The sequence below is a fragment of the Xylanibacter rarus genome (assembly GCF_001275135.1).
Taxonomy (GTDB): domain Bacteria; phylum Bacteroidota; class Bacteroidia; order Bacteroidales; family Bacteroidaceae; genus Prevotella; species Prevotella rara.
Genome location: NZ_LFQU01000010.1, coordinates 84312 through 98393 on the forward strand (window position 1 = coordinate 84312; position 14082 = coordinate 98393).

Annotated in this window: 8 protein-coding genes; 5 read left to right on the forward strand and 3 right to left on the reverse strand. The window is 51.0% G+C overall.

The genetic code is table 11. The features are described 5' to 3' along the window. Positions 1–422: 422 nt before the first annotated feature. Entirely contained in the window at positions 423–1019 is a 597-nt protein-coding gene (locus tag ACU52_RS06790) for a hypothetical protein (RefSeq protein WP_021854045.1), read from the reverse strand. A 430-nt stretch (positions 1020–1449) separates the two neighbouring features. Between ACU52_RS06790 and gltB the strand changes: the two genes are divergently transcribed. From gltB to ACU52_RS06825, 5 genes are all read left to right on the forward strand, one after another. Continuing rightward, on the forward strand, positions 1450–5922 hold the full coding sequence (gene gltB, locus ACU52_RS06800) for a glutamate synthase large subunit (protein WP_053398239.1): 4473 nt from the start codon (positions 1450–1452) through the stop codon (positions 5920–5922). Positions 5923–6205: 283 nt separating this feature from the next. Then, positions 6206–7546, forward strand: a complete 1341-nt coding sequence (locus ACU52_RS06805) for a glutamate synthase subunit beta (RefSeq protein WP_053398240.1) — start codon at positions 6206–6208, stop codon at positions 7544–7546. A gap of 440 nt (positions 7547–7986) precedes the next feature. Continuing rightward, positions 7987–8919: a hypothetical protein gene (locus ACU52_RS06815; RefSeq protein WP_239684890.1), complete on the forward strand. Its 933-nt coding sequence runs from the start codon at positions 7987–7989 to the stop codon at positions 8917–8919. Further along, positions 8897–11065: a hypothetical protein gene (locus ACU52_RS06820; protein ID WP_147630802.1), complete on the forward strand. Its 2169-nt coding sequence runs from the start codon at positions 8897–8899 to the stop codon at positions 11063–11065. The genes ACU52_RS06815 and ACU52_RS06820 overlap by 23 nt, the downstream gene beginning before the upstream one ends. A 142-nt stretch (positions 11066–11207) precedes the next feature. Then, positions 11208–12026, forward strand: a complete 819-nt coding sequence (locus ACU52_RS06825; RefSeq protein WP_147630803.1) for a carboxypeptidase-like regulatory domain-containing protein — start codon at positions 11208–11210, stop codon at positions 12024–12026. 128 nt (positions 12027–12154) lie between these two features. On the opposite strand, the gene ACU52_RS06830 is transcribed toward ACU52_RS06825, so the two are convergent. Together ACU52_RS06830 and ACU52_RS06835 are read right to left on the reverse strand one after the other, a co-directional pair. Beyond that, positions 12155–12883, reverse strand: coding sequence for a LytR/AlgR family response regulator transcription factor (locus ACU52_RS06830; RefSeq protein WP_053398244.1), 729 nt, complete (start codon positions 12881–12883; stop codon positions 12155–12157). Positions 12884–12907: 24 nt separating this feature from the next. Further along, positions 12908–13930 carry a sensor histidine kinase gene (locus tag ACU52_RS06835; protein ID WP_021854038.1) on the reverse strand — a complete coding sequence of 341 codons (1023 nt, stop codon included), beginning with the start codon at positions 13928–13930 and terminating at the stop codon, positions 12908–12910. Positions 13931–14082 lie beyond the last annotated feature (152 nt).

Sequence of the window (14082 nt, forward strand, 5' to 3'; positions counted from 1 at the left end):
CTTTATGTTTACTCAGGCTTGCCTTTGTGCGCTGCAGCTGCACCTATTATTATATAATAATGTTAAAAGACGATAGGCAAAATTCTGGTTATTATGTGCGCCGTTGTTGTCTGGCCGTTGCGTAGGTTCATAAAAAAAGATGTTCCTCAGGCCTCACGGTCTAAAGAACATCGGTTAAAACAAGTCTTACTAAACTATTAAAAAACATTTCCTAAATTTATTAACCTCTATATCTTTTTTACGTTCATGTGTTGTTTTTTGTTCTGTATTTGACATTTATTCGTCTCTTGTTCTGCAAAAATATAAATAAATATAAAGATAATGCGCATGCAGTTTGGTTCATAACGGTTCAGAACGTATTAATCGTTTGTATGTCCGTGTTATGCAGTCGCTGCTTTTGCGCGGTTTTGACTTACAGGTTGTTATTTTGCCTTGGCGTCTGACTGTCCGATTGTAAGTTGCAGAGTTGTCAGTCCGTTGTCCTTTCCTGTTATGTAAGTACACTGCTTGCTGTCGCCGTGTTCTAGTTCAGACACGTACAGCGGTTTGTTCAGATTGAATATAAGTGTCTTGAAAGTGTCGCCTTTGCAGAGTTTGTTGTTTGACGATTCCTCCACGCGGAAGCAGCTGTCGCCTATGTATTCTATCTCGCAAGTGCAGTCGGGAGCCCATCCCAGTTCTATCTTGTCGCCCGTCTTAAGGCTTGCTGTGCGGATCTGTTTTTCCGGCATGGCATCGCGTTCCATGATGTTTCTACGTCTTAGCGACAAACAGAAGTCATACCAGTCGATGTATCCTATAAAGCGGCTGAGTATTGATAAGGTGGTGTATCGTGTGTTGTGCTTTGCCTCTACGTATCCCCATATTCGCTTTATTGTAGAGATGCTAATCTCTTCTTTCAGTTCCTTTTGTAGTCTCAGCGAAAGTTGATTGAAGTCGGTCGGCGATTTCAACGGCTTACCCATCCTCTTTTCAATTTCAAGTTTAAGGCACTCTATTTCGGTATATTTTGTATCCATTTAGTTTGTCTTATTGACGTTTAGTGTCTGCAAAAATATTAATTTTTTTATAAAAAAATTGATGCAAAGAATGATTTGAACCAAAATGAACCAATTTTGTTTCCTTATTTTTATTACAAATTGCTTATAGCAGCATCAATTTTATTTTTCATTTATCATCAGGTTGCCGTGCTTTCTTTATTGAAAGCATTTTGCATAAATGTACTTTTTGAGGTTTTATTCCAACTTGTAATGAATATTCTGAATTTTGCTTAACGAATGTTTGATTTGCAGATATTATTTCGTCTAATTGTAAGTGTTGTAAATTTATTGATGAAAAAATGTCGAATTTATTTTGGATAAATGTTCTCAGAAAGAAAGTATTTTTGTATTTTTGCAAACACTTTGCTAAGTATTTAGTTTTTTTAGATTAACTTAAAGGCAATTAATTATGGGAAAAGGATTGTATAATGCGGAATACGAGCATGACGCATGCGGCGTGGGCATGGTTGTCAACATACATGGAAACAAGAGCCATGAACTTGTTGACAACGCCCTGAAAGTGCTCGAGAACATGCGACACCGCGGTGCCGAGGGTGCCGACAACAAGACAGGCGACGGAGCCGGAATAATGTTGCAGATACCTCATGAGTTTATTCTTTTGCAGGGAATACCGGTTCCGGAAAAGGGAAAATACGGAACGGGACTCGTCTTCCTGCCTAAGGATGAGGCTCAGCAGCAGGACATACTGAGCATAATGATTGAGGAGATAGAGCGCGAGGGGCTGTCGCTTATGCACCTGCGCAACGTTCCGACAAATCCCGACTGCCTCGGCGAGACGGCACTGGCTAGCGAGCCTGACATTAAGCAGCTGTTTGTTACCGGCGTTACGGACAACCGTGTGCCTTATTTCGAGCGCACGCTGTATCTTATCCGCAAGCGCATAGAGCGTCGTGTTAAGAACAAAGACTTCTACATCTGCTCGCTGTCGAGCAAGAACATTATATATAAGGGTATGCTGTCGAGCCTCCAGCTGCGCCAGTATTTTCCCGACCTGACAAACAACTACTTTACCAGCGGACTGGCACTTGTCCACTCCCGCTTTTCTACTAACACATTTCCAACATGGGGCCTGGCGCAGCCGTTCCGCCTGTTGTGCCACAACGGCGAGATAAACACCATACGCGGAAACCGCGGATGGATGCAGGCGCGCGAGAGTGTGCTTAGCTCTGAGGCACTGGGAAGCATAAAAGACATATCACCGATAATACAGCCGGGCATGAGCGACTCGGCAAGTCTCGACAACGTGTTCGAGTTTTTTGTCATGAGCGGTCTGTCGTTGCCTCATGCCATGGCGCTTATGGTGCCCGAGAGTTTTAACGACAAGAACCCGATATCAGAAGACCTGAAAGCCTTCTACGAGTATCACTCAATACTGATGGAGCCGTGGGACGGTCCGGCGGCGCTGCTCTTCAGCGACGGCCGCTATGCCGGCGGAATGCTCGACCGCAACGGCCTGCGTCCGGCACGCTACACCATAACCCGCAACGACATGATGGTTGTGGCGTCAGAGGTAGGCGTCATGGACTTCGAACCGTCTGAGATAGCCGAGAAAGGCCGCCTGCAGCCGGGCAAGATACTGCTCATTGACACACAGGAAGGCAAAATATATTATGACGGAGAAATAAAGGAGCGTCTGGCAGCAGAACATCCGTACCGCCAGTGGCTGTCGACCAACCGCATACAGCTCGAAAAGCTGAAGAGCGGACGTAAGGTGAGCAACGCCGTTGACAATCTTGTGCGCCGCGAACTTATGTTCGGTTTCGGCGAGGAAGACATCGAAAACACCATAATACCAATGTGTGTCAACGGTCAGGAGCCCACCGCGTCAATGGGCAACGACACGCCTCTTGCGGTGCTGAGCGACCGTCCGCAGGTGTTCTTCGACTACTTCCGCCAGCAGTTTGCACAGGTTACCAACCCCGCCATCGACTCCATACGCGAGAATCTCGTGATGTCGCTGACAGAGTATATCGGCCGTGTGGGCACCGGAATACTTATTCCTGACGAGACAAACTGCAAGATGGTGCGCCTGCCTCACCCGATACTTAACAACACCCAGCTCGACATTCTGTGCAACATACGCTACAAAGGCTTCAACACCGTGAAGCTGCCGATACTCTTCGAGTGCGCAAAGGGAGAAGACGGACTGCGCGAGGCTCTCGACAGCCTGTGCAAGCAGGCAGAGCGCAGTGTTGACGACGGCTACAACTACATCATACTTACCGACCGCGACATCGACGAGACTCATGCTGCCATACCGTCGCTGCTGGCCGTGAGTGCCGTTCACCACTATCTGATATCAGTGGGCAAGCGCGTTCAGACGGCACTTATTGTTGAGAGCGGAGAGATACGCGAGACCATGCACGCAGCCCTGCTGCTCGGTTACGGAGCCTCTGCTCTGTGCCCGTACATGACATTCGCCATACTCGACGATCTCGTTAAGCGCGGCAAGGTGCAGGAAAACTATGAGACGGCTGAGGCAAACTATATCAAGGCCGTGAAGAAAGCACTGCTAAAGATAATGGCTAAGATGGGCATATCAACCATCCGTTCATACCGCGGAGCAAAGATATTTGAGAGCATCGGACTGTCGGAGAGTCTGCTGAAGACATATTTCGGCACGGAGACATCAACCATAGGCGGCATCGGACTTGAGACTATCGCGCGCGACGCCATAGCCATGCACGACGCCGGATTCGCAAAGACGGTATGCACCGACTTCCTGCCCAACCACGGACTCTTCCACTACCGCAAGGACGGAATAAAGCATGCGTGGAACCCTGAGACCATATCAACCCTTCAGCTTGCCACGCGCATGGGCAGCTATAAGAAATATAAAGAGTTTACGCGTCTTGTAGATGAGAAAGATGCACCTATATTCATACGCGACTTCCTCGACTTCAAACGCAATCCGATAGACATAGACAAGGTGGAGCCTGTAGAGAGCATCGTCAAGCATTTTGTCGTAGGCGCAATGAGCTTCGGTGCGTTGAGCCGCGAGGCACACGAGGCAATAGCTCTTGCAATGAACAAGCTCGGCGCACGTTCTAATACGGGCGAGGGCGGCGAGGACAACGAGCGCTTCCACTCAAAATACGACGGGATTTCGCTGTCGAGCAAGACCAAGCAGATAGCCTCAGGCCGTTTCGGCGTAACAACCGAATATCTTGTCAACGCAGAAGAACTTCAGATTAAGGTGGCACAAGGCGCAAAGCCCGGCGAAGGCGGACAGTTGCCCGGATTTAAGGTGAACGAGATAATAGCCAAAACACGCCACTCCATACCCGGCATATCGCTTATCTCGCCTCCGCCTCACCACGACATCTATTCTATTGAGGACCTTGCCCAACTGATATTCGACCTGAAGAACGTCAACCCCAAGGCAGCCATAAGCGTGAAGCTCGTTGCCGAGAGCGGCGTTGGCACCATTGCAGCCGGCGTAGCCAAGGCAAAGGCCGACCTGATAGTCATCTCCGGTGCCGAGGGAGGCACAGGAGCATCGCCTGCATCGAGCATGCGCTTTGCCGGAATATCGCCCGAGATAGGCATAAGCGAGACACAGCAGACGCTCGTAAAAAACGGACTGCGCGGTCAGGTGCGCCTGCAGGTGGACGGACAGCTTAAGACCGGACGCGACGTTGTGCTCATGGCGCTGCTCGGTGCCGAGGAGTTCGGCTTCGGAACGCTGGCACTCATCGTGCTCGGATGCGTCATGATGCGCAAGTGCAACCTCAACACGTGTCCGCTCGGCGTAACCACACAGAACCCCGAACTGCGCAAGAACTTCATCGGAAAATATGAATATCTTGTAAACTATTTCACCTTCCTCGCCCGCGAGGTGCGCGAGTATCTGGCCGAAATGGGATACACAAGGCTCGACGACATCGTCGGACACACCGAACTGATTGTCAGGAAAGAAACCGAGAAGGGCAGCAAGCCGTCTATGCTCGACTTCACACGTCTGCTCAACCGTGAGAGCGGCAACTGCTCGCTGTATCACACCACGGCACAGATTCACGACCTCGGCAACATACTCGACCGTCAGATAATACGCTCGGCGCAGAAAGCCATAGAGGAAAAAGAGGAGGTAAACCTCGATTACGCAATAAAGAACACCGACCGCGCCGTTGGAACGATGCTCAGCGGAATGATTGCCGGGAAGTACGGATACGACGGACTGCCCGACTCAACCATCAACATAAAGTTTAAGGGCAGTGCCGGACAAAGTTTCGGAGCATTCCTCGTAAGCGGCGTAAGCTTCAAGCTCGAGGGCGAGACCAATGACTATTTTGCCAAGGGACTCAGCGGCGGGCGCATAGCCATACTGCCGCCTGTGCGCAGCAACTTTGAGGCTGAGGACAACATCATTGCCGGCAATACGGGCTTATACGGTGCAACAAGCGGCGAATTATATATAAACGGAAAGGTAGGAGAGCGCTTCGCAGTGAGAAACTCGGGTGCAATAGCCGTTATCGAAGGCGCCGGCGACCACTGCTGTGAGTATATGACGGGCGGTCGCGTGGTAGTGTTGGGCGAGACCGGACGCAACTTTGCTGCCGGTATGAGCGGTGGAGTGGCATATGTGTGGGACAAGCACCACAACTTCGACTACTTCTGTAATATGGACATGGTGGAAATCAACCTTGTTGACGAAAGCAACTACCGCAAGGAACTGCACGAACTGATACGACAGCATTATCTCTACACCGGCTCTAAGCTGGCACGCACCATGCTCGACGACTGGAACCGCTATGTTGAAGACTTCGTGCAGGTGGTGCCAATAGAATACAAGCGCGTGCTGCAGGAAGAGCAGGTAAGAAAGCTCCAGCAGAAGATTGCCGACATGCAGAGGGACTATTAATTCTAAGTGAAGAACAGGCGCAGGGCGCAATGAAAAATTAAAAATGAAAAGTGAAAAATCCAAATGTTGATTAAGTGAAGAGTGAAGAACGAGAGTGAAAAATCCAAATGCAGAGTGGTGATAAGAAGCAGCAAGGGTATTGACTTTAACTCCTTTAACTACTCTAACTCCTTTAACTACTAAAGAATAATGCATTTGTCTTTTTCGCTGCGCCCAAGGATATTTCTCCTTAACTTCTTGCCTCCTACAAAATAATTTCAAAAGAATTTATAACATAACAGACATGGGAAATCCAAAAGCATTTTTGACTATACACCGCAAGGAAGCGGGACACAGGCCGGTGCACGACCGTATACATGACTTTGGCGAGGTGGAGCAGACGCTCAACTCTAACGACCGCCGCATGCAGGCGTCGCGATGCATGGACTGCGGAGTGCCCTTCTGCCACTGGGCTTGTCCGCTAGGCAACAAGCCGCCGGAGTGGAACGACGCTCTGTATAAAGGCGACTGGGAGCTGGCTTACAGGCTGCTCAACTCTACCAACGACTTTCCTGAATTCACGGGGCGCATCTGTCCGGCTCTCTGCGAGAAGGCTTGCGTGCTCAATCTTGTGGAGCATGAGCCTACAACCAACCGCGAGAATGAGGCTGCCATAACCGAACACGCCTTTGAGGAGAACTATGTGCGCATACATCATCCTGAGCGCAACGGCAAGAAGGTGGCTGTGATAGGAGCCGGACCTGCCGGACTCGTGGCTGCCAACCGCCTTAACCTGAAGGGCTATATGGTTACGGTGTTCGACAAGAACGAGGATGCCGGCGGACTGTTGCGCTACGGCATACCTAACTTTAAGCTCAACAAGGCCGTGATAGACCGCCGCATAGACGTGCTGATGCAGGAGGGAATAACCTTTAAATATAATCAGAACATCGACGTTAGCAAGCTGCCCGAAGGCTTCGACGCCTACGTGATAGCCACGGGAACGCCCACGGCACGCGACCTTGCCATACCGGGCCGAGAGCTTAAAGGCGTGTATTTTGCGCTCGACATGCTTGCACAGCAGAACCGTGTGCTCGCCGGATGCGAATATACTAAAGACCAACTGGTAAGCGCCAAGGGCAAAGACGTGCTCGTGATAGGCGGCGGCGACACGGGAAGCGACTGCATAGGCACGGCCCACCGCCAGGGATGCAAGAGCGTAACGCAGATAGAGATTATGCCGAAGCCCGCGGAAGGTCCCGACGACCCTGCCAACCCATGGCCCAACTGGCCGCGCACGCTGAAGACAACCACCTCGCACGAGGAAGGCTGCACAAGGCGATGGAACATCAATTCGCTGAAGTTTATCGGTAAGGACGGCAAACTGACGGGCGTTGAGGTGCAGGAAATAACATGGAAACCCAATCCCGAAGGCGGCCGCCCGATAATGGAGGCCGTGGGCAGTCCGGAGGTTATTAAGGCCGACATGGTGCTGCTGGCGATGGGATTCCTGAAGCCCGAGCTGCCCGAGCTTGCTCCAAATGTGTTTGTTGCGGGTGACGTCGTCAGCGGTCCGTCGCTCGTTGTAAGGGCGATGGCAAGCGGACGCGACGCTGCCGAGAAAGTAGATAAATTTTTCCACTAACATTTTTTACATTCCTTTTTTCTGTGAAGGGTCGGGGCAGATGTTGCTCCGGCCCTCGCTTTTTTATGCTGTCGGGCGCCATGTTTGTGCCGACTTTTGCGTATTTTGTAACGTCTTGATAATCAATTGTTTAACAACACTCCTCCAAAAGATGCCCTTTTAGCTTGCAAAAGGCCGTCTTTTAGGCTGTAAAAGGGCACCTTTTGCAATGCGAAACGTGGCCTTTTGCACGGCCGCCTGTCTTGCCCTGCTTTCCGCATGCATTCCGTGCGTCTTTTCAGTGCTGCTCCGCCCTTGGGCTGCCCGCCGTTCTCCTTGCTGCCGAAATATGCCGTAAGGCGGTGCGCCCGGTGCCGGCAGGATAATAATTTCCGGCCTTTTTTTATATAAATTTGCGCTTAATATATACGTATTATTTATTTTTCTGTATATTTGCCGCAATGAAAGGAACAATAATCAAAATAATGGCAATGGCCCTTGTGGCCGTGGCCCTGCTGTCGTGCGGCGGCAGGCGTGGCGGCGATGCGGTGCGCTCGGTCTACTACTGGAGCACCACTCTGCGCATGGACAGCGTTAAGGAGCAGTTTATGCGCGAGCATAACGTCAGTCGCATGTACATCAGATACTTCGATGTCGTTGAGGACGAGAGCGGCCGCCCCGTACCCAACGCCACGCTGCGCTTTGTTACGGCTGTGCCTAAAGGCATCGAAGTGGTGCCCGTGGTATATATCGTGAACAGCTGCATGCGCCGCGACATAAGCGGTCTGGCAGAGAAGATATACAGGCGCGTGCGCCAGATGAACGAGACCAACGACGTGGCCGGCGTGAAGGAGATACAGATAGACTGCGACTGGACCATGCGCACGCGCACGGCTTATTACAGATTTCTGAAGCAGCTGCGCGACATGGCCGGCAAGGACGGCATACGGCTGTCGGCCACAATACGCCTTCACCAGCTCTCGCAGCCGGCTCCGCCCGTTGACCGCGGCGTGCTGATGATGTATAACACGGGCGACTTTACCGACCTTGAGTGTAGCAAGCCCATACTCGACATGGACGATGCTGCGCCCTATATGTCGAGTCTTGCCTCATACAATCTGCCGCTCGCGTCGGCTTATCCGCTGTTCAGCTGGCGCATACTGTTCCGCGGCAGCCGCTACGTTGGCATAATGCATGCCGACGACGACCTGCCCGTGCTGGCCGGCGACAGCATAGTAGAGCGCCGCGTTGAGCTTGGCGACATAATGAGAGCCAAGGACGCCGTGAGCCGCAAGCGCGCCGACGCCAACGGCGAGATACTGCTTTTCGACATGAGTAACCAGAATATAACCCGATTTAAACCGGAAGATTATGAAAAAATTTATCTTCGTTAGCCTCTTTGCCCTCGCGTTGTGTGCCGACGCATGGGCCTGCATAAGTGAGGCTCCCACGCACAACAATTACATGTTCAGCGTGTTCAGGCGCGAGAGTATGGACTCGCCGTTCCGCGAAGACATCAATGCCTACTGGAAAAGATATGCCGGCGACATGTCTGATACAAGTACGGACTATTACAGGTGGAACCGCGACAAGATTGATGCGGCGGCACGCAGCCGCGGCGATGTGCTGATGCAGCGCTACATGAAGCTGCTCGACAGCTATCTGCAGGTGTGCGACGAGGTTAGCTACGACTCGTGGGACTATCCCACCAAGGAGCAGCTGACAAAGCGAAAGTCTACCTTGAACTCGATACGCAACAGCGCCACGATGGCCATGAAGACCGGACTGCGTGAGCTTAACGCGCTGATGGTGATGCGAGCAAACATGATGCTGGGCTACGACCAGGCCAACATATCCTTCTGGAACTCAACGGCACAGAACCTGCCGAAGGGAGTATGGCGCGAGGTTGCACGCAACATATATGCCCGCGCGCTGCTCAACACGGGCAAGCGCATCGAGGCATGCAACATATACGCCGAGCAGGGCGACATGCAGAGCATCAAGTGGAGCATGCGCAACTACCGCAACCTGGCAGGAATACAGAAGATATATCTCGACGACCCAAACTCGCCCACGCTGATATATCTTGTTCAGGACTTTGTAAACAACGTGCAGGAGACGCTCGACCAGGCCACAGGCACCGGCACGGACGAAGACTGGATTAAGACAATCGACGCCCGCGTGGTGTATAAGGCAGACGCAATGCGCTTCGTAGACTTTGCCAACAACGTGGTGAGAAGCGGCAAGAACGAGTATCCCTGCCTGTGGAAGTCGGCCATAGGCATGATATATTATCTCTTCGGAATGTCGGAAGAGGCCGTTGCCGAGCTCGACGAGGCCATGGCTATGGACGGCACGCCCCGCATGAAGGACAACGCACGCTGCATACGCCTGCTGGCTTCAACGGGCTGCAACATGTTCAGTCCGTCTTATTCGGCATATCTGCTGAAGGAGATGCAGCGGCTCGACGAGCTTATCAGGGATGAGCGCGGCACGTCGGACATATATCCGAACCATTACACCGACGTAAAGGAGCGCGTGGTCTACAATGCACTTGTGCCCAAATGTATGGCCACAGGCCGCGTGAACATGGCTCTGGCTCTGCTCGGAATGATGGAAGAGAATGAGCAGGATTTCTATACGAAGGGACGCCACTCGCAGCCTGATTATGTGATTGAGGGCGATTATGCGTGGAACTCTGACTATTCGCCGTGGAACGAGTATTTTGCTGTCATGGACACAATCAGTGCCGACGTCCTGGCCGGTTACCTCAAGTATATCAGCATGGAGCAGTCAGACCCGTTTGAGCAGTATGTCGTTTCGCAAGTATATCCCAACAAAAACTATTACAACGACCTCATCGGCACAAGGTATATGGCCGAAGGCCGCTTTGCCGACGCCCTGCCTTATCTCGAGAAAGTGTCGCTCGGCTTCCTGTCGCAGCAGAACATCAGCTGGTATATGGCCAACCGAAAATACAGTCTTCCGCGCTGGTTCAACCGTCAGTTGCCTAACATGCCCGACACCGACGGCCCCGGAAAGGGTGAGCCTAAAGAGAATATGAAGTTAAGATATTGCAAGGACATGCTGCAGCTGCAGGCCAATTACGACCTTGCACGCGAGGGAAAGCAGAAGGATATGCGTGCCTATGAGCTTGCCGTGATGCATTATCAGGCTTCGTGCTACGGCGACTGCTGGTTCCTTACGCATTACGGGCACAGCATTTACGACAGCACCCGCAACGGCGAATTCGACTTTGCGCGCAAGACCGTTGAGTATCTCAACAAGTGTGTTGTGTCTTCCGACCTCAACATGCGCTACAAGGCGCTCTATGCGCTGGCCTTTGTCGACAAGGATCCGTGGTTTGATGTCAAGTACGACCGCGACTATAACCCTGTTTACATCCCGCGTCCTGCCTCAAGTCAGTATAAGGCCATGAGCGCGCTGTATAGCTTTGCAAGGCAGCATCCGCAGTATGTCGACGGTTATACCACGCGCTGCGACATGCTGAAAGCCTTTGCCCGTGTGTCTGGACAGTAGTGGGCCTGCGTGCCGTCGACGCCGTTCAGTATGCGGCATAATGTGAAAGTATAGTCAAAGCTGCAAGTTTTTTTATTCGCTGATGCAAGGTTTTGTAAATAAAAACGTTTAATATGTAGACAAAATCTTAAATGTTGCGGATATGAAAACTTGCAGCTTTATTAATTTCTTTTGGCTGATGGCATGTGTGCTTTGCCTCGTGTCGTGCGATGAGGAGAACGACTTTATCTCAGGACCTACCGCGAGCAGCACTATGATAAGCGGTGTGGCACGCACTGCCGACGGGACGCCACTTGCCGGAGTTAAGGTGAGTGTGGATTATAATGAGTCGGTGTGGCTCGGTCAGCAGACGACACGCCACAAGGCAGAAGGCATTACCGACAAGGACGGCAACTATCGGCTGTATTTTGAGTTGCGTGACGACGAGTTGCAGGACAACGGCAACGATGCGTCGGCGTCGCGCAACTTCTACCTAATTTTCGACCTTTCTTCGCTCTCAGAAGAAAAATACATCATGCCGAAAGACATAAAGGCCGACAACAAAGATCAGAAGTTGCGCTTCTATTATGATAATCTCCACTTCGAGAGAGGCAAGTTCTACAGCCATAACCTTTACGTTCCGCTAAAGCGCTGGATAGATGTAACCGTTGTCAGCGACGGCAAGATAAACGCCAATGACAAGTTTGTCGTGTCTAATCTGATAAACTACGGCGGCGACGAGCTGCCCTTCAACTCCTATTATCGCGACGGCCGTGTGCTGATGGACTATCCCATAACGATGACGTCAGACAGGGAACAGACGTTCAGGGTGCCGTGTGCGCTCAACGACTCAAACATGATTTACATCGGCTGCATGAAGGGTGGAGTCGGCTCTTATGATGCCGTTACGCCGGTTAAGAAAGTCTTTGTAACCGAAAGCGAGCCGCAGTCGGTAAGGCTTGAAATAGGTGCTGCAGAATGAAAACGGCGATTAGGCAGAATTAAATATAAAAGACACTGAAATATAAGGCGGCTGTTACAGCCGCAGACGCATGTATCTGAAAATCAATCTGTTTTTAGTTTGGGTTCCGGCTTTTGGCAAGTCGGAACCTAATTGTTTTCATTCGGCTGTTGTTTATCTGCGTTGCCTGTGTTGTTCATGCAGCAGGCGAAGTTGGCAGAGTATGCCCTCCCGATAGGAATGGTGTGGTTGCCGGCCAGCGTTATGTCGTTTTTGGTGAAGCTTATTATTGCCGTCTTGTTTACTATAAACGACTTATGAACTCTTATGAAGGTGCTTTCAGGCAGAATCTCCTCAATGTTTTTCATGCTCATCTGCGTCATTACGGGGCGCTCGTGGTTAAGATGAATCTTGATGTAGTTGTTCAGCGCCTCGATGAACGAGATGTCGGCATAGCTTATCTTGATGTTCTTATATTCAGACTTCACTATGAAGAAGTCTTCCTCTGCATGGCGCGCCCTTTCCTGCAGGTCCTTTTGCCTTATGGCCTTTGACACCGCAACCTCGAATCTGTTGAACGAGAACGGCTTGTGAAGAAAGTCGATGGCGTTGAGTTCAAAGCCGTCGAGGGCAAACTGGGCGTATGCCGTGGTGAATATGAACATCACGTCCGACGAAATGATACGTGCAAGTTCGAGTCCGTTCATGCCCTTCATCTCTATGTCAATGAACACTATGTCGGGCTTGCTGCGCCTTATCTCTTCGAGCGCCTTGAGGGGATTGGTGAATGTTTCAACGCTTATGTTGCCCATTCTCCGGGCAAACTCGCTGATTATGTTGAGAGCTATCGGCTCGTCGTCAATGGCAATACATCTCATTGTTCCTGTCGTCGTTGTATGTGGTTAGTTTATTAAGGTTATGCTCAGCAGCACGGTGTAGAGTCCGTCAGCGTCGTTTATCTCGAGCTTGTGGCGCTTGGGATAGGCCAGTTCGAGCCGCTTGCGGCAGTTGCTTATGCCTATGCCGGCAGAGTGGCCGCGCCGGTCTGTCGGCTTCTGGTTCTGCGTAGAGAAGAACAGCGTGCCGTCTTCAATCCTTATGACGATATACACCTGGCGGTCGTCGGTAGACGACAGACCGTATTTTATGGCGTTCTCTACGAAGGTTATAAGCAGCATGGGCACAATCTGCAGTCCCTGCCGCTTGTTGTCGTTATAGTAAGACAGCTGTATGCTGTCCTTGTTTTCGGTGCGGTATTTCTGTATCTCGATATACTGTCGTATGTAGTCGATCTCCTCTTCAACGGGTATGGCCTCCTTCGTAGGGTTGGTGTACATGTATTTCATCAGGCAGATAAACTGCATGAAGGCTGTCTCCACCTGCTGCGACTTCATCACAATCATGCCGTAGAGAGTGTTGAGCGTGTTGAAAAGAAAGTGAGGATTGATCTGTGCCTTGTATAAGGCAAGTTCCGCTTTCTTCTTCTCCGTCTCGAGGTCGTGGCTGCGCACAATCTGCCTGATAAGTTCGGTGAGCAGGCCCACGGCCGTGCTGAAGGTGATGGTTGCGACATACAGGAACCACACTGCCTGCTGATGAAGCCTTGCCCTGGCCACAGTCCTTACGCGGCGTGGACGCACCGGCCTGTGCGGAAAGTCCATCTGATACTGCGATATGAGCCATGTAATCAATATTGTGGCAAGAATCAGGATAAGGGCTATAATCACCTTGCGGCGCGTCTGGAAGAACATGGGCACCGTGATATAGCGGTTGAAGAAATAAACGGCATAGAGCCAGCACGCCAGTATGCAGACAAACGTCAGGTTGTTGGCTATCCATCGCTCTATGGGAAGCAGGAAGCACAATGCCGGCAACAGCACGCAGGCAAAGAGAAGGTCGGTTATCAGAGGTATCTTTCTTAGCATAAATTATCGTTATTGCGTTACTAAATCTTTCCCGTTGCAAAGATAGTGTAAATATTCTGTAACGTGAAAAATGAGCCATGCCGTTTACCCTCACTTATATGTCGTTTACCCTTACACGGCGAATTTGTGTTGCAGAAAACCCCGTTTTTAAC

Bases quoted from the DNA above. Each gene is read 5' to 3' on its own strand.
- ACU52_RS06790 (WP_021854045.1), bottom strand. From the start codon at position 1,019: ATGGATACAAAATATACCGAAATAGAGTGCCTTAAACTTGAAATTGAA.
- gltB (WP_053398239.1), top strand. From the start codon at position 1,450: ATGGGAAAAGGATTGTATAATGCGGAATACGAGCATGACGCATGCGGC.
- ACU52_RS06805 (WP_053398240.1), top strand. From the start codon at position 6,206: ATGGGAAATCCAAAAGCATTTTTGACTATACACCGCAAGGAAGCGGGA.
- ACU52_RS06815 (WP_239684890.1), top strand. From the start codon at position 7,987: ATGAAAGGAACAATAATCAAAATAATGGCAATGGCCCTTGTGGCCGTG.
- ACU52_RS06820 (WP_147630802.1), top strand. From the start codon at position 8,897: ATGAAAAAATTTATCTTCGTTAGCCTCTTTGCCCTCGCGTTGTGTGCC.
- ACU52_RS06825 (WP_147630803.1), top strand. From the start codon at position 11,208: ATGAAAACTTGCAGCTTTATTAATTTCTTTTGGCTGATGGCATGTGTG.
- ACU52_RS06830 (WP_053398244.1), bottom strand. From the start codon at position 12,883: ATGAGATGTATTGCCATTGACGACGAGCCGATAGCTCTCAACATAATC.
- ACU52_RS06835 (WP_021854038.1), bottom strand. From the start codon at position 13,930: ATGCTAAGAAAGATACCTCTGATAACCGACCTTCTCTTTGCCTGCGTG.